Source organism: Streptomyces sp. SAS_272 (assembly GCF_052543235.1).
Window position 1 is genome coordinate 73,100 of record NZ_JBMNDR010000004.1, and the last position, 21,258, is coordinate 94,357.

A 21,258-nucleotide genomic window follows, 5' to 3' on the forward strand; every position below is an offset into this window, starting at 1 on the left:
GTGATCCCTATCAACGAATCCGTGATGCAGGTTCTTCTGGCGTTCATCGTGGTCGGCCCGCTCCTCGGCGCGGCCGCCGCCCTGCTGCCCGCCCCGCCCGGGCTGAAGGGGAAGTCACCCGAGCAGGCCGTCCTCCGGCACGGCGTGACCGTGACCGGCGTGATCCTCGTCGCCGCGATCGCCCTGGCGGTCGGCTTCGACCACGACCAGCCGTCGAAGATGCAGGCCACCACGGACATCAGCTGGATCCCCGCACTCGACGTGCGCATCCACCTCGGCATCGACGGCATCTCCCTCCCCTTGCTGGTCCTGACCGCGCTGCTGACCTTCCTCTGCGCGCTCTACTCCTACTTCAAGCTGCCCGCGGGCCCCTCACCCAAGGCGTTCGTCGCCCTGGTGCTCGTGCTCGAGTCCGGCACCCTCGCGACCTTCGCCGTCCTCGACCTGCTGCTGTTCTTCCTCGCCTTCGAGACCGTGCTCATCCCGATGTACTTCCTCATCGCCCGCTGGGGCGGCGCAGGCCGGACCCAGGCGGCCTGGAAGTTCATCCTCTTCACGCTGCTCGGATCCGTGGTCATGCTGCTCGGCCTGCTCCTGATCGGAATCAAGGCGGGCACATTCGACATGGTGGCACTCGCCACTGACAACGGCCGGTCGCTGACCACATCCGTGCAGGTCATCGCCGTTCTCGCGATCGGTCTCGGGCTCGCGGTCAAGACCCCGATGTGGCCCCTGCACAGCTGGCTGCCCGACGCCCACACCGCCGCCCCGACCGTCGGCTCGGTCCTGCTGGCGGGCGTGATGCTGAAGATGGGCACGTACGGGTTCGTCCGCATTCTGCTGCCGGCCGCGCCGGACGGCTTCCGCGTCTTCGCGCCCTACCTCGCCGCCTTCGCCGTCGTCGGGATCATCTACGGATCCCTGGCCTGCCTCGCGCTCGCCAAGCAGGGAGCGAAGGGCGATCTCAAGCGCCTGATCGCCTACTCCTCCGTCGGCCACATGGGCTTCGTCCTCCTCGGCATCGCGACCATGACGCCGACCGGCGTGAACGGCGCCCTGTTCGCCAACATCGCCCACGGTCTCATCACCGGCCTCCTCTTCTTCCTGGTCGGAGCCCTGAAGGACCGCACCGGCACGACCGACCTGGACACCCTCGCCGAGCAGACCGGCGCCGCCCTGTACGGCAGGACCCCCCGCCTCGGCGGCCTCCTCGCCTTCGCCGCGGTCGCCTCGCTCGGCCTTCCGGGTCTCGCCGGGTTCTGGGGCGAGATGCTCGCCCTGTTCGGCGCGTTCGACCCGGCCGAAGGCCTCAGCCGTCCCGCGTTCCTGGTGTTCACGGCGATCGGCGCGTTCGGCACCCTGCTGACGGCCGCCTACCTGCTCGTCGTGGTCCGGCGGGTCTGCATGGGCACGGTCCGGCAGGACGCCCCGCGCCTCGCCGACGTGCAGACCTACGAGTTCGTGGCCTGGACCCCGCTCGTCGCCCTCACCGTCGTCGCCGGCCTGTGGCCGAAGGCCCTCCTCGGCCTCACGGACCCGGCCGTGCAGCAGCTCCTCGCAGGAGGCACCCGATGAGCCCCGTGGCCCACCCCTCGGCCCAGGCCCTGGCCGAGTCCGTGGTCCAGTCCGTCGACTGGCCGGCCATCGCACCGCCCACCCTCGCGGCGGTCGTCGCCCTCGTCGTCCTCGTCGTCGATCTCTTCGTCGGCGAGGCACGCAAGCCGCTGCTGGGCTGGCTCTCGGTCGCCGGCCTCGCCGCCTCCACAGCACTTCTCCTGCCCCTCCTGGACGGCGACCGCGCCACCTTCTGCCTGACCGGCGACACACGCGCGTGCAGCTACACGGCAGACCACTTCACCCTGGTCGTCCAGTTCCTGGTGCTCGGGGGAGCCCTGCTGGTCGCGCTGCTGTCGGTCACCGCTCTCAAGGACGCGCGCGGGCGCCTTCCCGAGGGCGAGTTCTGGTTCCTGCTGCTGTCCTCCGCCGCCGGCGCCGCCCTGCTGCCCGCCTCCCGCGACCTCGCCACCCTGGTCGTCGCTCTGGAAGTGGCCTCCCTGCCGGCCTTCGCCCTCGTCGGCCTCCGGCACGGCGACCGCAGGTCCTCCGAGGCCGCCCTCAAGTTCTTCCTGTCGTCCGTGACGGCGACCGCGGTCAGCCTCCTGGGCATCAGCTTCGTGTACGCGACAACGGGCACGCTCTACCTCACCCAGGTCGCCGACCGCATCCAGCGCGTCGACGGCCAGCTGCACACCCTGGCCCAGACCGGCGTGGTGCTCACCCTCGTCGGCTTCGCCTTCAAGACGGCCGCCGTCCCCTTCCACTTCTGGGTCCCCGACACCTACGTCGGCGCCCCCCTGCCCATCGCCGCCTACCTGTCGGTCGTCGGCAAGGCCGTCGGCTTCTCCGGCCTCATCCTCGTCACCGTCGTCGCTTTCCCGTCGTACGCCGACGTCTGGGGCCCCGCCCTGGCCGCCCTCGCCGCCCTCACCATGACCGTCGGCAACGTCGGGGCGCTCCGCCAGCAGGCCACGCGCGCGTACAGCGCCGTACGCCTCCTCGCCTGGTCCTCCGTGGGCCAGGCCGGCTACCTCCTGGTGCCGATCGCCGCCGCCGCGTACTCCGACGACGCCGAACGCGCCGTCGGCTCCACGGTCGCGTACGCCCTCATGTACGCCGCGGTGAACCTCGGCGCCTTCGCGGTGGCCGCCCTCGTGGGACGGACCAGCACGGCGAACCGGCTCACCGACTACCGCGGCCTCTACGCCAGAAACCCCCTCGCCGCCCTCCTGATGGCCTTCTTCCTGCTCTGCCTCGCCGGACTGCCGCCCGGCGTCATCGGTCTCTTCGCGAAGGTCACCGTCTTCTCGGCGGCCGTGGACGCCGGGCTCGGCTGGCTCGCCGTGGTCATGGCCGTCAACGTGGTCATCGCCCTGTACTACTACCTCCAGTGGACGGCGCTGCTCTTCCGCGCGCGTGAGGGCGAAACCGAGAAGCATCGTGTCCCCGCCCCCCTCACGGCCGCGATCGCCCTCACCGCGGCCGTCGGCGTCGCGCTCTCCGGAGCGCCGCAGCTGATCCTGCGCTTCGCCGACACCGGTCTCTTCTGATCCCACACGCGCGTGCGGGACCCGTCCTCACCCGGACGGCTCACACCCCTGTCCCCGCGCACAAGGGAACTCGTGCCTCCCGCCTGGCGTTGACCAGTACGGGAGGGTGCACTGGAGGTGACATCACGGCACCAGTGCCACCGGAGAACAGGAAGATCCCCGAGCAAAGGGTTCCCCTGCTGCACGACTTGGAGGGCGTACCGTGCACCGCCGGCACAACGGGCTCAGGACCGCAGTACTCCTCGGGGGGCTGTCGGCACTCATCATCGTCATCGGCAGCTTCTTCGGCCGTACGGGGCTCGTCGTCGCGGTTCTGATCGCGCTCGGCACCAACGCGTACGCGTACTGGAACAGCGACAAGCTGGCTCTACGCGCGATGCGCGCCCGCCCCGTGAGCGAGTTCGAGGCCCCCGCCCTGTACCGGATGGTCCGTGAGCTCTCCACGCAGGCCCGGCAGCCCATGCCCCGCCTGTACATCTCCCCGACAGAGGCGCCCAACGCCTTCGCGACCGGCCGCAATCCGCGCAACGCGGCCGTGTGCTGCACGGAAGGCATCCTGCGCCTCCTCGACGAGCGCGAACTGCGCGGCGTCATCGGCCATGAGCTCAGCCACGTCTACAACCGCGACATCCTGATCTCCTCGGTCGCGGGCGCGCTCGCCTCAGTGATCATGTTCCTGGTCAACTTCGCCTGGCTGATCCCGGTCGGCCGCTCCGACGACGACGACGGCCCCGGCATCCTGGGCATGCTCCTGATCATGATCCTCGGCCCGCTCGCCGCCGGCCTCATCCAGCTCGCCATCAGCCGCTCCCGGGAGTACGAGGCGGACTCCTCGGGCGCCCAGCTCACCGGCGACCCGCTGGCGCTCGCGAGCGCCCTGCGCAAGCTGGAGACGGGCACCAAGCAGCTTCCGCTTCCGCCGGAGCCCCGTATCGAGACCGCGAGCCACATGATGATCGCGAACCCCTTCCGCCCGGGCCAGGGACTCTCCAAGATGTTCTCGACGCACCCGCCGATGGCGGAGCGAATCGCCCGGCTCGAGAAAATGGCAGGTCGCCCCCAGTGAAGACCATCCTGAACGTCATCTGGCTGATCCTGAGCGGCTTCTGGCTGTTCCTCGGTTATCTGCTCGCAGGCGTGCTGCTCTGCATCACCGTGATCGGCATCCCCTTCGGCGTCGCCGCGTTCCGCATCGGCGTCTTCGCGCTCTGGCCCTTCGGCTACACGACGGTCGAGCGGCGTGACGCGGGCGCGCCGTCCTGCCTCGGCAACGTGCTGTGGCTGGTGCTCGCCGGCTGGTGGCTGGCCATCGGCCACATCGTCACCGGCTTCCTCCTGTGCCTGACCGTCATCGGCATCCCGTTCGGCATCGCGAACTTCAAGCTGATCCCGGTCTCGCTGTTCCCGCTGGGCCGCGAAATCGTGCCCACCGACCGGCCGTTCGCCTCGCGCTGACCGCGCTGACCGCGCTGACCGCGCTTACGGCACTGGCGGCGCTGATCGCGCTTACGCCTGTGGCCGCGCGGGTACGTCGTTCGTCGTCGCCGGTGAGCGCGTTGCCCGTACCCACCGATGCAGGAACCGCCGGCCGCCGTCATGCGTCGTTCCGATCAGTTCGGCACGAACCCGCGTGCGACGAAGGACGCGGGGGCGCGCCGGAGAGTGCGCGGCCCGTCCGGGGCGAGCGACGTCACAGTGCCCGGGCAGCACGGGTGGGCACAGCACGGAAGGGCAGGTTCAGGGCATGAGCATCGTCAGCTGGATCATCCTGGGGTTGTTGGCCGGAGTCATCGCCAAGGTCCTGCTGCCCGGGCGCGACCCGGGCGGCTTCGTCGGCACGACCCTGATCGGCGTCGCGGGCGCGTTCATCGGCGGCTGGATATCGGCCCGCTGGCTGGATCACCCCATCGCCAAGGACTTCTACGACGGCGCCACCTGGGCCGCCGCGATCGGCGGATCGCTCGTGCTCCTGATCGTCTACCGCCTGCTGTTCGGCAACTCACGCGACTGAGTCCGCCGCGGCCCGGCCGAGCGCGAGGGCGGACGCCGAGAGACGCCCGCCCTCGCCTGTACGTCGACTACCGGTAGTTCACGAACTGCAGTGCGAAGTCGAAGTCCTGGCCCTTGAGCAGGGTGATGACGGTCTGCAGGTCGTCGCGGCTCTTCGAGCTGACCCGCAGTTCCTCGCCCTGCACCTGGGCCTTCACGCCCTTGGGACCCTCGTCACGGATGAGCTTCGCGACCTTCTTCGCGTTCTCCTGGGAGATGCCCTCCTTGATGTCCGCGAAGAGCTTGTACTCCTTGCCGGAAAGCTGCGGCTCGCCCGCGTCCAGCGCCTTCAGCGAGATGCCGCGCTTGATCAGCTTGGACTGGAAGACGTCGAGGACGGCGTTCACCCGGTCCTCGGAGTTCGCCTCCATGAGGATCTTCTCACCGGACCACGAGATCGAGGCGCCCACGCCCTTGAAGTCGTAGCGCTGCGAGATCTCCTTGGCGGCCTGGTTGAGGGCGTTGTCGACCTCCTGCCGCTCGACCTTCGAGACGATGTCGAAACTGGAGTCGGCCATGTCCTGTGGCTCCTTGTATCGGGGTGCGTGTCAGGGTGCGTATCGGCGCACGTGGGGGTGACCGCCGAGCCCGGCGTGATCCCGGGCCGCATCCGCACAAGCCTAGCCACCCCGCCCCCTCCGGGCGCCGCGGAATCAGGTGGCGAAGCACCCCTGCGCATCGGGTATCGTTTACGTCGTTGCCAGGGAGCACCGCCGAAAAGCGGTTCGAACAGGCGGCAAACCCGGCGGTGTGCCCGAGCGGCCAAAGGGAGCAGACTGTAAATCTGCCGGCTCAGCCTTCCCAGGTTCGAATCCTGGCGCCGCCACGCTGAGAGAGGTGACCCCTCCGAACTGCGGAAACGCAGAGCGGAGGGGTTTCTTCGTGTTCGGGGCCCCGGCGCCGCGAGGGATTCAGCCGTTCTCCGGGGTCTCGTCCGCCTGGGGAGTCTTCGCCGCCCTCTTCACCTCCGCCTCGACGTCGGTACGGGGCTTCTTCTCGTCCTTGGCGTACTCGGTCACCGATGTCTGGGCGTCGCGGGCGAGGTCGCGCCAGGCACGCCAGGCCGTCTCGTAGGTGTCCGTCTGGGTCTCCGACCAAGGAGCCGTCGTCGGCGCGCCGTACGCGTCCCGCAACTGCTCGACCCGCGCGTGTGCCTCGTCGGCCGCACGCTGCTTCTCCACGAGTTCCTCGAAGGTATGTGCCACGTGTACGGATGCTAGGTACGTGACGGCGGTTCCGCGCGGCGAGCGGGGCGCGTCCGGGCTCGGGGTACCCGCGTGGCCCACTGGGGCACACTGACCTCATGTCCAGCCTGTCCAGCCGCCGTAGAAGCTGCCCGGAGTGCCGTCGCGAGATCGCCGTCGTCGCCGGACGGTTCGCGCGGCACGACCCGCCCGGGACCCGGGAGAGCGGGGACCTCGTCTCCTGCCCGGGCTCCAGGAGGACGGCGCAACTGGGCGCCGTCCAACCGTCGTTGGACGGGTATGCGGTCCCCGACTTCCCGGGACAGCTGCCGCTCTTCTAGGGCGCCCACGCCTCTTCCGGCGGGCCCGCGCCCCGAGTACGCGCCGGCGTGCGTGCCCGCTGGCGATACAACGCCGCGCGCCCTCAAAGGGGGCGACACAACGCCTCACGTCCGTCCGTCCGCCGGGCTCGCCGCCGCAACGGCCTTCCGGCGCCCCGAGACCGACCGGCCTTCACGGCCGCTCTCGACCCGCGCCGGTCATCGCCCTCAGTTCCCCGCCACCGCCTTCACGGCGACGGACACCGGTGTCGAGCCGCTGATCAGCTCCAGGGTGAGGCCCGAGGTGGCCGGCGAGTCGAGGAGTTCCGCCAGTACGGCGGCCACGTCCTCTCGCGGGACCGAGCCGCGGCCCGTGCGGGCCTCCAGCCGGACCAGGCCGGTCCCGGGGTCGTCCTTGAGCGCGCCCGGGCGCAGGATCGTCCAGTCGAGGGAGTCCAGGCCCCGCACGTACGCGTCCGCCTCGCCCTTGGCGCGCAGGTAGACGTCGAAGACCTCGTCCCCCTGGTGCTCCGGGTCCGCGCCCATGGACGAGACGACCAGGAAGCGCCGTACGCCCGCCCGGACCGCCGCGTCGGCGAACAGCACGGCCGCGCCCTTGTCCACGCTGTCCTTGCGCTGCACCCCGCTGCCCGGGCCGGCGCCCGCCGCGAAGACCGCCGCGTCCGCGCCCCGCAGCCGCTCCGCGACCTCTTCGACGGACGCCGACTCCAGGTCCAGGACGACCGGTTCGGCGCCGGCCGTCCTCAGGTCGTCGCTCTGTTCGGCCTTGCGGATGATCCCCGCGACCTCGTTCCCGCGCGCGGCGAGCAACCGCTCGAGCCGCAGCGCGATCTGACCATGACCACCAGCGATGACAATGCGCATGGTTCCGACCGTACGCCCGGGCGACCCCGTCCGCCGCCGTACGACCTCACCCGCCACCACATGACCCCACCCGCCACCGTACGACCTCACCCGCCACCGCACCGCGTCACCTGCCACCGCCGGGACGCCGGCAACCGGGCCGATCCCCGCCGCCTCGCCGTGCCGGGGCGCGCCGACCAGCCCTGGGGTGGCGCTACGACGGTCCGCCCCGCCCCTGTCGCGGCAGGCCCAGCTCCTCGGCGGCCGCTGAGTTGCAGTATTCGCGGACGGCGCTCGTGCGAGCCACCACACGCCCCCGGTGGATCACGACCCGGCTGTACGCCAGCGACAGCACCCCTGCCAGCCGGTCGCCGCGGACGGCGAGGAGGTCGGCCGGGAAGCCGGCCTCCACACGGACCTCGGGCAGGCCCATTGCGGCCCGCGCGGACCTGCTGACGGCGTCGTAGGCGTCCTCGGGACGCAGGCCGTGGCGCGAGGCGAGCAGATAGGCCGCCTCGAGGGGGTCGCCGCGGCCCACCGGGTTGCAGACGTCCCGCAACGCGCCGCTGCCGGCCGCCACCCGCACCCCGGCCGCGCGCAACAGCCGTACGGGCGCGGCGTCCCGGTCCTCGACCGCGCCGCAGCCGCCCTGGGGCAGGCAGACCACCGTCACGCCGGCGGCGGCCAGTTGGTCGGCGGTGCGGCCGGCCGCCTCGGCGGGGAGGCGGTCGAGGCCGCCGCAGGGGCTGAGGGCGACGCCGGGCCGCAGCCCGCCGGCCATCGCGGCGAGGCGGGCGAGCCGGGCCGGGTCGGCGGCGTCGGTGTGCAGGTCGACGGGGCAGCCGTGTTCGGAGGCGATTTCGAGCACGGTCTCCACATAGCCGGCGGGGTCGGGGTCCAGGTCGGGGCAGCCGCCGACCACCGCGGCACCCATCTTCAGCGCGTCACGCAGCATGGCGAGCCCGTCCGCGCCGGCCGCGCCGGTCAGCACGCGCGGCATCGCCACCGCCGTCAGCTCCGCCAGCCCGCGCAGTGAGCGTCGGGCCTGCAGGACGGCCGCCAGCGCGCCGAGGCCCTGGACGTCTCCCACGTGCACATGGGCGCGCACCGCGGTCGCGCCATGGCCGAGCTGCAGCAGCACCGCCTCGGTGGCGCGGCGCTGGACGTCCTCGGGGGCGTACGAGACGGGGCCGTCGGCGTCCGCCGTGAGGGCGGTGTCGGCGTGCGCGTGCGGCTCGGCCGGGGCCGGGAGCAGGAGGTAGCCGTCGAGGTCCACGCGGGCGCCGCCGGGGGCCGGGACGGCCGCCAGACTGCCGGCCGTGCCGACCGCCTCGATGCGCCCGCGGCCCAGCCGTACGTCCACGGTGCGGCCGTCCGTCAGGCGCGCCCCGCACAACAGCAGGGCGGCCGGGTCCGGTGTGCCCGAGGAGGCTCCGGAGGACGACCACGGGTGGGGCGGCTGCGGCCGGTTGTCGGGCATCGGGCTCCAGGGGCTCGGGACTGCGCGGGGCGCAGAGGACGCTGAGGACGCAGGCGTCGTGGTGGGACGCATGATCACGCAGAGTGAGTCGAGCCTAGGGCGGCGGTTCGGCGAGGGCGGGGAGGAGCGCAATAGTCGTACCGGTGTGGTCCGCGGTGCCGAAGGGGCTCCGGAGACCCCCGGGACCTCGAGGAATCGGACGTGCGGACGGCCTTCGAAGGGGGCCTGGAAGGGGGCCCGGGTGGCCCCGCGAAACGGATTTGGGTGAACGGCTGCGGACCGTGTAATGTCTTCATCGCTCGCCCCAATAGCTCAGTCGGTAGAGCGTCTCCATGGTAAGGAGAAGGTCTACGGTTCGATTCCGTATTGGGGCTCTGGTGGGTGAGGTTCCCGTCGCGAGGCGGGGCCCGATCCCATCAAAGCGGTGTAGCTCAGTCGGTAGAGCAAGCGGCTCATAATCGCTGTGTCACCGGTTCAAGTCCGGTCACCGCTACTGACAGTAGCCGATTGTGGGGTCGGTCCTTCGATCGGCTACTCTTCTATGCGTTAATCGTCCCATCCGTTCGTCAAGGAGCACTCCTGTGGCTGCCACCGACGTCCGCCCGAAGATCACGCTGGCCTGCGTGGAGTGCAAGGAGCGGAACTACATCACCAAGAAGAACCGGCGTAACAACCCGGACCGACTGGAGATGAAGAAGCACTGCCCGCGTTGCAACGCGCACACCGCGCACCGCGAAACGCGATAAATCAGGCTCGTATGCGAGGCCGTCCCCGAGTGATCGGGGGCGGCCTCGTGTCGTTGAGCGACCCGTACCGGTCAGTAGAGCGACGCACAGCGACGCAGAGAACCAGGAGGTGCCGAGGCCCATGGCGCTCGACCAGTCCTTCGTCGGGCGGAGCTACCCGCCCACCGATCCCTACGAGGTCGGCCGCGAGAAGATCCGCGAGTTCGCCGAGGCCGTGGGGGACGACAACCCGGTGTACACCGACCCGGAGGCCGCCAAGGCGCTCGGGTACGCCGATGTGATCGCTCCGCCCACCTTCGTGTTCTCGATCACTTTCAAGGCGGCGGGACAGGTCGTCCAGGACCCCCAGCTGGGCCTCGACTACAGCCGTGTGGTGCACGGCGACCAGAAGTTCGCCTACCGGCGTCCGGTGCGCGCCGGCGACCGGCTGACGGTCACCTCGACCATCGAGGCCGTCAAGTCCATGGCGGGCAACGACATCCTGGACATCCGCGGCGAGGTCCACGACGAGACCGGCGAGCACGTCGTGACCGCCTGGACCAAGCTGGTCGCGCGTGCGGCGGAGCCGGCGCAGACCGACGGGGAGGCGTGAGAGTCCGATGACGACGAAGATCGCTTACGACGACGTCGAGGTCGGCACAGAGCTGCCGGCCCGGTCCTTCCCCGTGAACCGGGCCGCCCTGGTGCAGTACGCGGGTGCCTCCGGGGACTTCAACCCCATCCACTGGAACGAGAAGTTCGCCAAGGAGGTGGGCCTGCCGGACGTCATCGCGCACGGCATGTTCACCATGGCCGAGGCGGTCCGCGTCGTGACCGACTGGACCGGCGACCCGGGCGCCCTCGTGGACTACGGCGTCCGTTTCACCAGGCCCGTCGTCGTCCCGAACGACGACCGGGGCGCGGTGATCGAGGTCACCGGCAAGGTGGCCGCCAAGCTCGACGACAACACCGTCCGGGTGGACCTGACCGTGACCAGCGGCGGTCAGAAGGTCCTGGGAATGTCACGGGCGGTCGTACGACTCGCCTGAGCAGCCCGCAGCCCGCAGCCCGCAGCCCGCAGCGACAGCGAGCGGTAAGGGGCGTCTCCCATGGGGAGGCGCCCCTTACGTGATGTGACGGGCGGCCGGGGCTGTCGGCGGTGTCTCGTAGGCTGGGCGGGTGCAGGAACTCCACGATGCCCCGCTCGCCCCGCTGACCACCTTCCGGCTGGGCGGCCCCGCCACCAGGCTGGTGACCGCGACCACCGACGCCGAGGTGGTCGCCGCCGTGCGCGAGGCCGACACCGCCGGCACGCCACTGCTGATCGTCGGCGGCGGCTCCAACCTCGTCATCGGCGACAAGGGCTTCGAGGGGACGGCCCTGCGCATCGCCACCCGCGGCTGCGAACTCACCGGGACGCGGCTGGAGCTGGCCGCGGGCGAGGTGTGGAGCGACGCCGTCGCCCGCACCGTGGCGGCCGGCCTGGCCGGCATCGAGTGCCTGGCCGGCATCCCCGGCTCGGCGGGCGCCACCCCGATCCAGAACGTCGGGGCGTACGGCCAGGAGGTCTCCAGCACGATCACCGAGGTGATCGCCTACGACCGCCGGGAGGGTGAGACGGTCACGCTCACCGCCGAGGAGTGCGCCTTCTCCTATCGGCACAGCCGCTTCAAGGCCGACCCGGAGCGGTACGTCGTCCTGCGCGTCCGCTTCGAGCTGGAGGACGCGGACGGGCTGTCGGCGCCGCTGAAGTACGCCGAGACGGCACGCGCGCTGGGCGTGGGGCCGGGCGACCGGGTGCCGCTCGCCGACGCCCGTGACACCGTGCTGAAGCTGCGCGCCGGCAAGGGCATGGTGCTGGACGCCGAGGACCACGACACCTGGTCGGCCGGTTCGTTCTTCACCAACCCGATCCTCACCGACGCCGGTTTCGCCGCGTTCCACGCACGCGTGCGGGAGCGGCTGGGCGACGGCGCGGAGCCGCCCGCCTACCCGGCAGGCGAGGGGCACACCAAGACCTCGGCGGCCTGGCTGATCGACAAGGCGGGCTTCACCAAGGGGTACGGCAGTGGCCCCGCCCGCATCTCCACCAAGCACACCCTCGCCCTCACCAACCGGGGCGCGGCCACCACCGAGGACCTGCTGGCGCTGGCCCGTGAGGTCGTCGCCGGTGTGCGCGAGGCGTTCGGGATCACCCTGGTCAACGAGCCGGTGATGGTGGGCGTCGGGTTGTAGGCCCCGACCGGCTCCCGAGAGCCGGGAGCCCGGGGCTCCCGGGCTCGACGCCCCGGGGGCAGCGCATCGGGCTCGGTGTCCCGGGCTCGGCGCCCCGGGCTCAGGACGCCAGCCAGTCGTCCACGCCCGAGAGCAGCTTCCGGCGTACGTCCTCGGGCGCCGCCGAGCCCCGCACCGACTGCCGGGCCAGTTCCGCCAACTCCTCGTCCGTGAAGGCGTGGTGGCGGCGGGCGATCTCGTACTGGGCGGCCAGGCGCGAGCCGAACAGCAGCGGGTCGTCGGCGCCCAGCGCCATGGGGACGCCCGCGTCGAACAGGGTGCGCAGTGGAACGTCCTCGGGCTTCTCGTACACGCCCAGGGCCACGTTCGACGCCGGGCACACCTCGCAGGTCACACCGCGTTCGGCGAGCTTCTTCAGCAGCCGGGGGTCCTCGGCCGCCCGTACACCGTGACCGAGCCGGTTCGCGTACAGGTCGTCCAGGCAGTCGCGGACGGACGACGGGCCGGTCAGCTCGCCGCCGTGCGGGGCGGACAGCAGCCCGCCCTCGCGGGCGATCGCGAAGGCCCGGTCGAAGTCCCGTGCCATGCCCCTGCGTTCGTCGTTGGAGAGCCCGAAGCCGACCACGCCGCGGTCCGCGTACCGCACGGCCAGCCGGGCCAGGGTGCGGGCGTCCAGCGGGTGCTTCATCCGGTTCGCCGCGACGAGGACCCGCATCCCGAGCCCGGTCTCGCGCGACGTCGTCTCCACCGCGTCCAGGATGACCTCCAGCGCCGGGATCAGCCCGCCCAGCCGGGGGGCGTACGACGTCGGGTCGACCTGGATCTCCAGCCAGTGCGAGCCGTCCTTGAGGTCCTCCTCGGCGGCCTCCCGCACCAGCCGCTGGATGTCCTCCGGCTCCCGCACACATGACCGGGCCGCGTCGTACAGGCGCTGGAAGCGGAACCAGCCCCGTTCGTCCGTGGCCCGCAGCTCGGGCGGCTCCCCGCTGATCAACGCCTCGGACAGCGCGTCCGGCAGGTGCACGCCGTACTTGTCGGCCAGTTCCAGCACGGTGGTGGCTCGCATCGACCCGGTGAAGTGCAGGTGCAGATGGGCTTTCGGCAGATCAGAGACATCACGTACACGCTCCATTCAGCGATCCTGCCGTACGTCCCGGGCGTCTCGGTAGCTCTTTCCCCGAACGTGGTCTTGCTCGCACAAAACAGCGGGACCGCACACCGGCGTCGGCGTGCGGTCCCGTGGGGGGTAGAGCAGGTCAGTCCCTGGCCTCCGCCAGCAGCTTCTGGATACGGCTCACGCCCTCGACGAGGTCCTCGTCGCCCAGCGCGTACGACAGCCGCAGATACCCCGGGGTGCCGAAGGCCTCGCCCGGCACCACCGCGACCTCGGACTCCTCGAGGATCAGCGCGGCCAGCTCGACGGAGTCCTGCGGGCGCCTGCCCCGGATCTCCTTGCCGAGCAGCGCCTTCACCGACGGGTACGCGTAGAACGCGCCCTCGGGCTCCGGGCAGACGACGCCGTCGATCTCGTTGAGCATCCGGACGATCGTCCTGCGGCGGCGGTCGAAGGCCTCGCGCATCGTCTCGACGGCCGACAGGTCACCGGAGACGGCGGCCAGGGCGGCGATCTGCGCCACGTTGGAGACGTTCGAGGTGGCGTGCGACTGCAGGTTCGTCGCGGCCTTGACGACGTCCTTGGGGCCGATGATCCAGCCCACCCGCCAGCCGGTCATGGCGTACGTCTTGGCGACGCCGTTGACGACGACGCACTTGTCACGCAGCTCGGGCAGGATCGCCGGCAGCGAGGTGAACGTCGCGTCGCCGTAGACGAGGTGCTCATAGATCTCGTCCGTCATGACCCACAGACCGTGCTCGACGGCCCAGCGGCCGATCGCCTCGGCGTCCTCGGCGCTGTAGACCGCGCCGGTCGGGTTGGACGGGGAGACGAAGAGCACGACCTTGGTGCGCTCCGTGCGGGCCGCCTCCAACTGCTCGACGGAGACCCGGTATCCGGTCGTCTCGTCGGCCACCACGTCCACCGGGACGCCGCCGGCCAGCCGGATCGACTCGGGGTACGTGGTCCAGTACGGGGCCGGGACGATGACCTCGTCGCCCGGGTCGAGGATCGCGGCGAAAGCCTCGTAGATGGCCTGCTTGCCGCCGTTGGTGACCAGGATCTGCGAGGCGTCGACCTCGTAGCCGGAGTCACGCAGCGTCTTCGCGGCGATCGCGGCCTTCAGCTCGGGCAGACCCCCGGCCGGCGTGTACCGGTGGAACTTGGGGTTCTTGCAGGCCTCGATCGCGGCCTCGACGATGTAGTCCGGGGTCGGGAAGTCGGGCTCGCCCGCGCCGAAGCCGATCACCGGACGCCCGGCGGCCTTCAGGGCCTTGGCCTTGGCGTCCACGGCGAGGGTGGCGGACTCGGAGATCGCGCCGACGCGGGCGGAGACCCGGCGCTCGGTGGGAGGGATTGCAGCGCTCATGGGGCCCATGGTTTCAGACCGGAAACCGGCCCGGCACACGGGTTTCACGGACTGGTCAGCCGACCGGTCATCGGAGGGAACAATCGAAGGAATCCGATCAAGGCCGCTTTCCGTTCGACGAGGCGCTCAAGACCACGTACACTCACACGTCGTTGGCCTTCAACAGCCGCGCCACAACCGGTGCACACCGAGCACCCGAGCGGATGCGGTACGTTGGGGACACACAAAGGGTCGTAGCTCAATTGGTAGAGCACTGGTCTCCAAAACCAGCGGTTGGGGGTTCAAGTCCCTCCGGCCCTGCTACACACTCCGTCACCAGGATGTGTGCGCAGCGCATGTACGTACAGCAATGCACTCGCCGTGCGGCTCAGACCGGGCGCGGCACGGCCACGACCCGGGAACAGGTGAGGACGAATGGCGGACGCCGTGGGCTCCATCGACACGCCTGATGCCCAGGACGAGGCGCCTGAGGCGAACAAGAAGGCCCGTAAGGGCGGCAAGCGCGCCAAGAAGGGCCCGCTCAAGCGCCTCGCGCTCTTCTACCGCCAGATCGTTGCGGAGCTCCGCAAGGTCGTATGGCCCACTCGCGGTCAGCTGACGACGTACACCACCGTGGTGATCGTGTTCGTCGTCATCATGATCGGCCTGGTGACCGTGATTGACTATGGACTCAGCCACGCCGCCAAGTACGTCTTTGGCTGAGCCTAGAGCGAAGGGCGCCGAGGTATCCGGCGCCCCTTTCGCATGTTCCACCCCTATGTATCCAGGAAGAAGCAGCCACCGTGTCTGACCAGAACCTGAACGACGCCATCGAGCCGAACGAGTCCGTGGACGACGAGCTCGACATCGTCGAGGGCTCGGACGAGGTGGACGAGTTCGAGGCTGCCGAGGCCGAGGCGGGCGAGCCCGCGGAGGAAGCCGCGCTGCACGTCGAGGACGAGGACGCCGCGGGCGCCGAGGACGATGACGCCGACGAGGCCGTCGCCGACGAGTCCGAGGAAGCCGAAGAGGAAGAGCCGGCCGAGCCGGTCGACCCCGTCGTCGCCCTGCGCGAGGAACTGCGCACCCTCCCCGGCGAGTGGTACGTCATCCACACGTACGCCGGCTACGAGAACCGCGTGAAGACCAACCTGGAGCAGCGCGCCGTCTCGCTGAACGTCGAGGACTTCATCTTCCAGGCCGAGGTGCCGCAGGAAGAGGTCGCGCAGATCAAGAACGGCGAGCGCAAGACCATCCGTCAGAACAAGCTCCCCGGCTACGTGCTGGTGCGCATGGACCTGACGAACGAGTCCTGGGGCGTCGTCCGCAACACGCCCGGCGTCACCGGCTTCGTGGGCAACGCCTACGACCCCTACCCGCTGACCCTGGACGAGATCGTCAAGATGCTCGCCCCGGAGGCCGAGGAGAAGGCCGCCCGTGAGGCCGCCGAGGCCGAGGGCAAGCCGGCTCCGGCCCGCAAGGTCGAGGTCCAGGTGCTGGACTTCGAGGTGGGCGACTCGGTCACCGTCACCGACGGCCCGTTCGCCACGCTGCAGGCCACGATCAACGAGATCAACGCCGACTCGAAGAAGGTCAAGGGCCTCGTCGAGATCTTCGGCCGCGAGACCCCGGTCGAGCTCAGCTTCGACCAGATCCAGAAGAACTAGCTCCTTCTGGAACACACGCCTCCGACCAGGTCAGGCGGGCTGTCACAGCTCGCCTGACCTGCTCGGTTTTTGGCCGCGCACAGATACCCGTTATCGTTGTGCGGTATGCCTCCATCCGGATCATCCGGACCGAAGGCTGAAAAAACTCTCACTAGGACCCGGAGAGAGCAATGCCTCCCAAGAAGAAGAAGGTCACGGGGCTCATCAAGCTCCAGATCAACGCCGGTGCGGCCAACCCCGCGCCGCCGGTCGGCCCCGCGCTCGGCCAGCACGGCGTCAACATCATGGAGTTCTGCAAGGCCTACAACGCCGCGACCGAGTCGCAGCGTGGCTGGGTGATCCCGGTGGAGATCACGGTCTACGAGGACCGTTCCTTCACCTTCGTCACCAAGACGCCGCCGGCCGCGAAGATGATCCTCAAGGCCGCGGGTGTCGAGAAGGGCTCGGGCGAGCCGCACAAGACCAAGGTCGCCAAGATCACCGAGGCGCAGGTCCGCGAGATCGCCACGACCAAGCTTCCCGACCTCAACGCCAACGACCTGGACGCCGCGTCGAAGATCATCGCCGGCACCGCCCGTTCCATGGGCATCACGGTCGAGGGCTGAACCCCAGCCTCGTAGCACCTTCGTAGCACCGTGGCAGGGCCTGCTCGGCCCGTACCACGACTCCTCAGACACACTGGAGAAGTAGTGAGCAAGCGCAGCAAGTCCCTCCGCGCTGCGGACGCCAAGATCGACCGGGAGAAGCTCTACGCCCCGCTCGAGGCCGTCCGTCTCGCCAAGGAGACCTCCACCAGCAAGTTCGACGGCACCGTCGAGGTCGCCTTCCGCCTGGGTGTCGACCCGCGCAAGGCCGACCAGATGGTCCGTGGCACCGTGAACCTGCCGCACGGCACCGGCAAGACCGCCCGGGTCCTGGTCTTCGCGACCGGTGACCGTGCTGCGGCCGCGGAGGCCGCGGGCGCCGACATCGTCGGCTCCGACGAACTGATCGACGAGGTGGCGAAGGGGCGTCTGGACTTCGACGCCGTCGTCGCCACCCCGGACCTCATGGGCAAGGTCGGCCGCCTCGGCCGCGTCCTCGGCCCGCGTGGTCTGATGCCGAACCCGAAGACCGGCACCGTGACCCCGGACGTGGCCAAGGCCGTGACCGAGATCAAGGGCGGCAAGATCGAGTTCCGCGTCGACAAGCACTCGAACCTGCACTTCATCATCGGCAAGGCGTCCTTCGACGACGACAAGCTGGTGGAGAACTACGGCGCGGCCCTGGAGGAGATCCTCCGTCTGAAGCCGTCCGCCGCCAAGGGTCGCTACATCAAGAAGGCCGCGATCAGCACCACGATCGGCCCCGGCATCCAGGTCGACCCGAACCGCACCCGGAACCTTCTCGTCGAGGAGGACCCGGCCGCGGTCTGAACCTGACGGTTCGCCCGAGTCGGCGACGAGCCCCGCAACCTTTCGAGGTGCGGGGCTCGTCCCTTTTTGTCGTACCTCTCTTTCTTCGTACGACTGTCAGTGCTGTGCGTTAACGTCCAGTGACAGGCATTCCATGGGGGTGGGACGAATGAAGTGCACGAGTGCGCGCCGTGCGGGCCTCTCGATCGTGGCAGTGACCTTGCTTGCGGGGGCGACGGCCTGCGGCGGTGCGGGGGGCTCCGGGGGCTCCGGGGGCTCGGGGGGTTCCGGGAAGGGCGAGGACGGCAGCCCGCGGCTCAGCCCCGTCGCGGCGCTGCGGAGCGCCGAGAAGTCCACCGACGGTGCGGACTCCGCGAAGGTCGAGTCGACCACGACCATGGGCTCGGTGATGTCGATGACCGCCGAGGGCGCCCTTGGCTGGAGAGACGGCCTCACCGGCACGCTCACCATCACGTACACCGGGGGCGCCATGGCCGACACGATGCGGCAGATGGGCGCCACCTCGATGGAGGCCCGGTACCTGCCCGACGCCTACTACGCCAGGATGGGCGACTCCTTCGCGAAGCAGGCCGGCGGCAGACACTGGATCAAGTACGCGTACGACGACCTGGCGAGGCTCGGCGGGGGCTCCGGCGCGTATCTGAAGGACCAGCTCACCAACACCACCCCCAACCAGTCGGTCAAGCTGCTGCTGGCCTCGGGGGACGTCCGCGAGGTCGGCGCGGAGAAGGTGCGGGGCCGGAACACCACGCACTACTCCGGCACCGTCGAGGTGGCCGACCTGGCCGAGAAGAACTCCCACCTCGGGCGGAGCCAGCTCGACGAGTTGAAGAGGACGCTGGAGCAGGCCGGCGTCACCACCGAGACCGTCGACATCTGGGTGGACGACCGGGACCTGCTGGCCAAGAAGGTCGAGAAGGGCGAGACCAAGGCGGGCGCGTACAGCCAGACCGCGTTCTACAGCGACTACGGAACCGAGGTCGCGGCCGAGGCGCCCCCGGCCGGCGACACGGCGGACTTCCGCGAGTTGGTGAAGCAGCAGGAGGCGGCCGGCGGCTCGTAATTCACGGGACCGCCTCCGGGTTCCTGGGATACCTTCACGGTCTTGCTGTGCGTCGACCGTGTGTTCTCTGTATGGGGTTCTGGGGGAAATTGGATGAGGTCTGCCGTGGGTGTCCTCGGGCTGTCCGTGCTGCTGGTCAGCGGCTGTGCGGCGGTGGGGGGTTCGGGGAGCGATGGTGACTCGTCCGCCGCGGCGGCGGTCACGCGGGCCGCGGAGAAGGCGGAACAGCCGGTGTCCCTGCGCTACCGCACGAACGGCCGGACGCCGGAGGAGGGACGGATCCGGGGCGAGGCCGCGATCGGCACGAAACCGCAGGTCATGACTCTGAAGTCCACGGTGCTCAGCGGCCCCGACAAGGGCACGGGCGAGTTCCGGTTCGTCGGCGGCGTGCTCTACATAGGCACCGACGAAGCCGACGAGGACGGCAAGCACTGGGTCAAGTTCGGCAAGCCCGGCGCCAACGGCGGGATGTCCGACAAGGTCCGTGACAACCCGGCGCACGAGACCGGTTTCCTGGCCGCCGCCGACGATCTGAAGAAGGCCGGCGCCGAGACGGTCGGCGGCGTCCGCACCGACCACTACACGGGCACGGCCACGGTCGACGAGATCCGCGCCTCCTTCGAGGGCCGGCCGACGAAGGTCAGGCAGCGGACCGAGAAGAGCCTCGCCCAGTACGAGAAGCTGGGCGTGGACGAGCTCACCATGGACCTGTGGGTCGACGCCGAGGACCGCACCCGGCAGCTGCGCATGCAGGGCTTCGGACGGCGCGGCCCGCTCGACCTGACCATCACCTTCTCCGACTTCGGCAAGCCGGTGACCGTGAAGGCGCCGCCGGCCTCGGACACCGTGGACCTGGCCGACCAGCTGCGGAAGGCCGCGGACTGATCGTCGGCGGACGCCCTGCCGGGCACCCGGCCGGTCCCCGTACGGGCGGATTTGCTTGACGGCGACCGGTTCACGTACGCTCCTGCAGAAGCCAAAGACCGCTGGTCGTTGCCGTCCACTCAGCAGAGTGTGCGGTGGCCGAAGGATCCGCTGCAATGCGGACGACCCGCGCAGGTGTCAGTGGATGTGCTCCCGAACTGAAATCCTTCCACGGAATTCGTCCGGTCGAGCTACGCCCCGTGCGCCTGCGCCGGGGCGTTTCGTCTGTCACAGCCCCTTCTGAGCGGTCCTCATCACCCGGAAGGAGGCCGACGCTCTATGGCAAGGCCCGACAAGGCTGCCGCGGTAGCCGAGCTGACGGACGCGTTCCGCAGTTCGAACGCCGCCGTGCTGACCGAGTACCGGGGTCTCACCGTGGCGCAGCTCAAGACGCTGCGTCGTTCGCTCGGTGAGAACGCCCAGTACGCCGTGGTGAAGAACACGCTGACCAAGATTGCGGCCAACGAGGCCGGGATCAACACGCTCGACGACCTTTTCAACGGTCCGACGGCGGTCGCCTTCATCACCGGTGACCCGGTGGAGTCGGCGAAGGGTCTTCGTGACTTCGCCAAGGACAACCCGAACCTCGTCATCAAGGGCGGTGTCCTTGACGGCAAGGCGCTGTCCGCCGACGAGATCAAGAAGCTTGCGGACCTCGAGTCCCGCGAGGTTCTGCTCAGCAAGCTGGCGGGTGCCTTCAAGGGCAAGCAGTCTCAGGCTGCTCAGCTCTTCCAGGCGCTTCCCTCGAAGCTCGTCCGCACCGTGGACGCTCTTCGTGCCAAGCAGGCCGAGCAGGGCGGTGCCGAGTAACTCGGCTCGCGAAATGACCGCCGCCTGAGGCGTCCCGCCTGAGGCAGAGGTCGTAGCGGGCCGACAGTACGCCCGCCACACATGTACATACCGGCACCAGCCGAATTAGTGGAAGGATCGCCCACCATGGCGAAGCTCAGCCAGGAAGACCTGCTCGCGCAGTTCGAGGAGATGACCCTCATCGAGCTCTCCGAGTTCGTGAAGGCCTTCGAGGAGAAGTTCGACGTCACCGCCGCCGCCGCGGTCGCCGCCGCCCCGACCGGCCCCGTCGCCGTTGCCGACGCCGTCGAGGAGCAGGACGAGTTCGACGTCGTCCTCACCGGCGCCGGCGAGAAGAAGATCCAGGTCATCAAGGTCGTGCGTGAGCTGACCTCCCTGGGTCTCAAGGAGGCCAAGGACCTCGTGGACGGCGCCCCGAAGCCCGTTCTCGAGAAGGTCGCCAAGGAGGCCGCGGAGAAGGCTGCCGAGTCCCTCAAGGCCGCCGGCGCCTCCGTCGAGGTCAAGTAACACCACGCGGTCGGCGACGACCGCACGCGAAGGCTGAAACTGCCCCTCCCGGGGCTGTAACGCCCAAGCACCGAGGAGCGATCATCCATCTGGGTGGTCGCTCTTCGGCGTTCCTGGGAGCGCGGCCACGGTTGCCTCGTACCTCTCTGAGCGGGGGGTATGGTGATCTTCGTCGTGTCTCTGAGCGCCCCCGTTCGCGCCAGGGGGCCTTGACGAACCGCACGCAGCGCGCAATTCTCAGGACGCGTCGTCACAAGGATCCGTATCCGAGGCATGGATCGACGGCGAAGAGGGCAGTATCACCGTGCGTTGAGGGCTACCGGACCGAGGGCGTTGAGAACTACGAGGGTCTCGAAGAACCCGCACTGGACATCAGTGTGCCAAGTGGCTACACTGACCCTTTGCGCTGCCTGTTAGCTGTCCCCTGCCCGTCACCAGGGGCATGC

General features: G+C 69.8%; 24 protein-coding genes and 4 tRNA genes. 22 read left to right on the plus strand and 6 right to left on the minus strand.

Translation table 11 applies throughout. The features are described 5' to 3' along the window. From ACN6LD_RS04650 to ACN6LD_RS04670, 5 genes are all read left to right on the plus strand, one after another. Entirely contained in the window at positions 1 to 1,575 is a 1,575-nt protein-coding gene (locus tag ACN6LD_RS04650; RefSeq protein WP_445042584.1) for a complex I subunit 4 family protein, read from the plus strand. After that, the gene (locus ACN6LD_RS04655) at positions 1,572 to 3,107 is read left to right on the plus strand and encodes an NADH-quinone oxidoreductase subunit N (RefSeq protein ID WP_319190286.1); all 1,536 of its coding nucleotides are present in this window, start codon (positions 1,572 to 1,574) and stop codon (positions 3,105 to 3,107) included. The genes ACN6LD_RS04650 and ACN6LD_RS04655 overlap by 4 nt, the downstream gene beginning before the upstream one ends. 202 nt (positions 3,108 to 3,309) lie before the next feature. Next, the gene (gene htpX / locus ACN6LD_RS04660) at positions 3,310 to 4,173 is read left to right on the plus strand and encodes a zinc metalloprotease HtpX (protein ID WP_319190285.1); all 864 of its coding nucleotides are present in this window, start codon (positions 3,310 to 3,312) and stop codon (positions 4,171 to 4,173) included. Next, positions 4,170 to 4,562 carry a YccF domain-containing protein gene (locus ACN6LD_RS04665; RefSeq protein ID WP_319190283.1) on the plus strand — a complete coding sequence of 131 codons (393 nt, stop codon included), beginning with the start codon at positions 4,170 to 4,172 and terminating at the stop codon, positions 4,560 to 4,562. The genes htpX and ACN6LD_RS04665 overlap by 4 nt, the downstream gene beginning before the upstream one ends. Positions 4,563 to 4,851: 289 nt before the next feature. Further along, positions 4,852 to 5,118 (plus strand): GlsB/YeaQ/YmgE family stress response membrane protein, encoded by a 267-nt coding sequence (locus ACN6LD_RS04670; RefSeq protein ID WP_319190281.1) that lies wholly within the window; start codon positions 4,852 to 4,854, stop codon positions 5,116 to 5,118. Between the two features lie 67 nt (positions 5,119 to 5,185). Here ACN6LD_RS04670 and ACN6LD_RS04675 read toward each other — a convergent pair whose 3' ends face one another. Further along, positions 5,186 to 5,674 carry a YajQ family cyclic di-GMP-binding protein gene (locus tag ACN6LD_RS04675; RefSeq protein ID WP_057584707.1) on the minus strand — a complete coding sequence of 163 codons (489 nt, stop codon included), beginning with the start codon at positions 5,672 to 5,674 and terminating at the stop codon, positions 5,186 to 5,188. 226 nt (positions 5,675 to 5,900) lie between these two features. Here ACN6LD_RS04675 and ACN6LD_RS04680 point away from each other — a divergent pair. Continuing rightward, positions 5,901 to 5,982 (plus strand) — tRNA-Tyr (locus tag ACN6LD_RS04680). An 85-nt stretch (positions 5,983 to 6,067) separates the two neighbouring features. On the opposite strand, the gene ACN6LD_RS04685 is transcribed toward ACN6LD_RS04680, so the two are convergent. After that, positions 6,068 to 6,361: a hypothetical protein gene (locus ACN6LD_RS04685; RefSeq protein ID WP_445042585.1), complete on the minus strand. Its 294-nt coding sequence runs from the start codon at positions 6,359 to 6,361 to the stop codon at positions 6,068 to 6,070. Between the two features lie 107 nt (positions 6,362 to 6,468). Between ACN6LD_RS04685 and ACN6LD_RS04690 the strand changes: the two genes are divergently transcribed. After that, positions 6,469 to 6,681 carry a hypothetical protein gene (locus ACN6LD_RS04690; protein ID WP_057584791.1) on the plus strand — a complete coding sequence of 71 codons (213 nt, stop codon included), beginning with the start codon at positions 6,469 to 6,471 and terminating at the stop codon, positions 6,679 to 6,681. 207 nt (positions 6,682 to 6,888) lie between these two features. On the opposite strand, the gene ACN6LD_RS04695 is transcribed toward ACN6LD_RS04690, so the two are convergent. Then, entirely contained in the window at positions 6,889 to 7,545 is a 657-nt protein-coding gene (locus tag ACN6LD_RS04695; RefSeq protein ID WP_319190277.1) for an SDR family oxidoreductase, read from the minus strand. Between the two features lie 193 nt (positions 7,546 to 7,738). After that, the gene (locus ACN6LD_RS04700; protein WP_319190276.1) at positions 7,739 to 9,004 is read right to left on the minus strand and encodes an amidohydrolase family protein; all 1,266 of its coding nucleotides are present in this window, start codon (positions 9,002 to 9,004) and stop codon (positions 7,739 to 7,741) included. Between the two features lie 301 nt (positions 9,005 to 9,305). Between ACN6LD_RS04700 and ACN6LD_RS04705 the strand changes: the two genes are divergently transcribed. The 6 genes from ACN6LD_RS04705 (at position 9,306) to ACN6LD_RS04730 (ending at position 11,964) form a co-directional block, all read left to right on the plus strand. After that, positions 9,306 to 9,378, plus strand: a tRNA-Thr gene (locus ACN6LD_RS04705). Between the two features lie 46 nt (positions 9,379 to 9,424). Beyond that, positions 9,425 to 9,497: transfer RNA gene (locus ACN6LD_RS04710), tRNA-Met, on the plus strand. Positions 9,498 to 9,585: 88 nt separating this feature from the next. Next, positions 9,586 to 9,750, plus strand: coding sequence for a 50S ribosomal protein L33 (gene rpmG, locus ACN6LD_RS04715; protein WP_003948671.1), 165 nt, complete (start codon positions 9,586 to 9,588; stop codon positions 9,748 to 9,750). A gap of 121 nt (positions 9,751 to 9,871) precedes the next feature. Beyond that, the gene (locus ACN6LD_RS04720) at positions 9,872 to 10,342 is read left to right on the plus strand and encodes an FAS1-like dehydratase domain-containing protein (protein ID WP_445042586.1); all 471 of its coding nucleotides are present in this window, start codon (positions 9,872 to 9,874) and stop codon (positions 10,340 to 10,342) included. Positions 10,343 to 10,349: 7 nt separating this feature from the next. Beyond that, the gene (locus tag ACN6LD_RS04725) at positions 10,350 to 10,778 is read left to right on the plus strand and encodes a MaoC family dehydratase (protein ID WP_057584702.1); all 429 of its coding nucleotides are present in this window, start codon (positions 10,350 to 10,352) and stop codon (positions 10,776 to 10,778) included. 130 nt (positions 10,779 to 10,908) lie between these two features. Then, entirely contained in the window at positions 10,909 to 11,964 is a 1,056-nt protein-coding gene (locus ACN6LD_RS04730; RefSeq protein WP_445042587.1) for a UDP-N-acetylmuramate dehydrogenase, read from the plus strand. Positions 11,965 to 12,064: 100 nt separating this feature from the next. Here the strand turns inward: ACN6LD_RS04730 and ACN6LD_RS04735 are convergent, their stop codons facing one another. Both ACN6LD_RS04735 and ACN6LD_RS04740 read right to left on the minus strand, forming a co-directional pair. Beyond that, positions 12,065 to 13,096, minus strand: coding sequence for an adenosine deaminase (locus tag ACN6LD_RS04735; protein ID WP_319190268.1), 1,032 nt, complete (start codon positions 13,094 to 13,096; stop codon positions 12,065 to 12,067). A gap of 124 nt (positions 13,097 to 13,220) precedes the next feature. Next, a complete protein-coding gene (locus tag ACN6LD_RS04740) occupies positions 13,221 to 14,447 on the minus strand; it encodes a pyridoxal phosphate-dependent aminotransferase (RefSeq protein ID WP_057584699.1) in 1,227 nt (408 codons plus the stop codon). A 227-nt stretch (positions 14,448 to 14,674) separates the two neighbouring features. Here ACN6LD_RS04740 and ACN6LD_RS04745 point away from each other — a divergent pair. From ACN6LD_RS04745 to rplL, 9 genes are all read left to right on the plus strand, one after another. Then, positions 14,675 to 14,747 (plus strand) — tRNA-Trp (locus ACN6LD_RS04745). Between the two features lie 114 nt (positions 14,748 to 14,861). After that, entirely contained in the window at positions 14,862 to 15,149 is a 288-nt protein-coding gene (gene secE, locus ACN6LD_RS04750; RefSeq protein WP_319190266.1) for a preprotein translocase subunit SecE, read from the plus strand. An 80-nt stretch (positions 15,150 to 15,229) separates the two neighbouring features. Continuing rightward, positions 15,230 to 16,093, plus strand: coding sequence for a transcription termination/antitermination protein NusG (gene nusG, locus ACN6LD_RS04755; RefSeq protein ID WP_319190264.1), 864 nt, complete (start codon positions 15,230 to 15,232; stop codon positions 16,091 to 16,093). A 170-nt stretch (positions 16,094 to 16,263) separates the two neighbouring features. Then, entirely contained in the window at positions 16,264 to 16,698 is a 435-nt protein-coding gene (gene rplK / locus ACN6LD_RS04760) for a 50S ribosomal protein L11 (protein WP_005481290.1), read from the plus strand. Between the two features lie 84 nt (positions 16,699 to 16,782). Continuing rightward, positions 16,783 to 17,508 (plus strand): 50S ribosomal protein L1, encoded by a 726-nt coding sequence (rplA, locus tag ACN6LD_RS04765; protein WP_107442425.1) that lies wholly within the window; start codon positions 16,783 to 16,785, stop codon positions 17,506 to 17,508. Between the two features lie 148 nt (positions 17,509 to 17,656). Continuing rightward, positions 17,657 to 18,571 (plus strand): hypothetical protein, encoded by a 915-nt coding sequence (locus ACN6LD_RS04770; protein WP_445042588.1) that lies wholly within the window; start codon positions 17,657 to 17,659, stop codon positions 18,569 to 18,571. Positions 18,572 to 18,664: 93 nt separating this feature from the next. Then, positions 18,665 to 19,456 carry an LppX_LprAFG lipoprotein gene (locus tag ACN6LD_RS04775; RefSeq protein WP_319190258.1) on the plus strand — a complete coding sequence of 264 codons (792 nt, stop codon included), beginning with the start codon at positions 18,665 to 18,667 and terminating at the stop codon, positions 19,454 to 19,456. Between the two features lie 318 nt (positions 19,457 to 19,774). Then, the gene (rplJ, locus tag ACN6LD_RS04780) at positions 19,775 to 20,305 is read left to right on the plus strand and encodes a 50S ribosomal protein L10 (protein WP_057584693.1); all 531 of its coding nucleotides are present in this window, start codon (positions 19,775 to 19,777) and stop codon (positions 20,303 to 20,305) included. A 126-nt stretch (positions 20,306 to 20,431) separates the two neighbouring features. Continuing rightward, positions 20,432 to 20,812: a 50S ribosomal protein L7/L12 gene (rplL, locus tag ACN6LD_RS04785; protein ID WP_319190257.1), complete on the plus strand. Its 381-nt coding sequence runs from the start codon at positions 20,432 to 20,434 to the stop codon at positions 20,810 to 20,812. Positions 20,813 to 21,258 lie beyond the last annotated feature (446 nt).

What these genes read in the sequence shown, in the direction of transcription:
- ACN6LD_RS04670 (WP_319190281.1), top strand. Translation starts at nt 4,852, where the DNA reads ATGAGCATCGTCAGCTGGATCATCCTGGGGTTGTTGGCCGGAGTCATC.
- ACN6LD_RS04740 (WP_057584699.1), bottom strand. Translation starts at nt 14,447, where the DNA reads ATGAGCGCTGCAATCCCTCCCACCGAGCGCCGGGTCTCCGCCCGCGTC.
- secE (WP_319190266.1), top strand. Translation starts at nt 14,862, where the DNA reads ATGGCGGACGCCGTGGGCTCCATCGACACGCCTGATGCCCAGGACGAG.
- ACN6LD_RS04675 (WP_057584707.1), bottom strand. Translation starts at nt 5,674, where the DNA reads ATGGCCGACTCCAGTTTCGACATCGTCTCGAAGGTCGAGCGGCAGGAG.
- ACN6LD_RS04735 (WP_319190268.1), bottom strand. Translation starts at nt 13,096, where the DNA reads ATGGAGCGTGTACGTGATGTCTCTGATCTGCCGAAAGCCCATCTGCAC.
- rplL (WP_319190257.1), top strand. Translation starts at nt 20,432, where the DNA reads ATGGCGAAGCTCAGCCAGGAAGACCTGCTCGCGCAGTTCGAGGAGATG.
- ACN6LD_RS04695 (WP_319190277.1), bottom strand. Translation starts at nt 7,545, where the DNA reads ATGCGCATTGTCATCGCTGGTGGTCATGGTCAGATCGCGCTGCGGCTC.
- ACN6LD_RS04655 (WP_319190286.1), top strand. Translation starts at nt 1,572, where the DNA reads ATGAGCCCCGTGGCCCACCCCTCGGCCCAGGCCCTGGCCGAGTCCGTG.
- rplJ (WP_057584693.1), top strand. Translation starts at nt 19,775, where the DNA reads ATGGCAAGGCCCGACAAGGCTGCCGCGGTAGCCGAGCTGACGGACGCG.
- ACN6LD_RS04700 (WP_319190276.1), bottom strand. Translation starts at nt 9,004, where the DNA reads ATGCCCGACAACCGGCCGCAGCCGCCCCACCCGTGGTCGTCCTCCGGA.
- ACN6LD_RS04725 (WP_057584702.1), top strand. Translation starts at nt 10,350, where the DNA reads ATGACGACGAAGATCGCTTACGACGACGTCGAGGTCGGCACAGAGCTG.
- ACN6LD_RS04720 (WP_445042586.1), top strand. Translation starts at nt 9,872, where the DNA reads ATGGCGCTCGACCAGTCCTTCGTCGGGCGGAGCTACCCGCCCACCGAT.
- ACN6LD_RS04775 (WP_319190258.1), top strand. Translation starts at nt 18,665, where the DNA reads ATGAGGTCTGCCGTGGGTGTCCTCGGGCTGTCCGTGCTGCTGGTCAGC.
- ACN6LD_RS04770 (WP_445042588.1), top strand. Translation starts at nt 17,657, where the DNA reads ATGAAGTGCACGAGTGCGCGCCGTGCGGGCCTCTCGATCGTGGCAGTG.
- rplK (WP_005481290.1), top strand. Translation starts at nt 16,264, where the DNA reads ATGCCTCCCAAGAAGAAGAAGGTCACGGGGCTCATCAAGCTCCAGATC.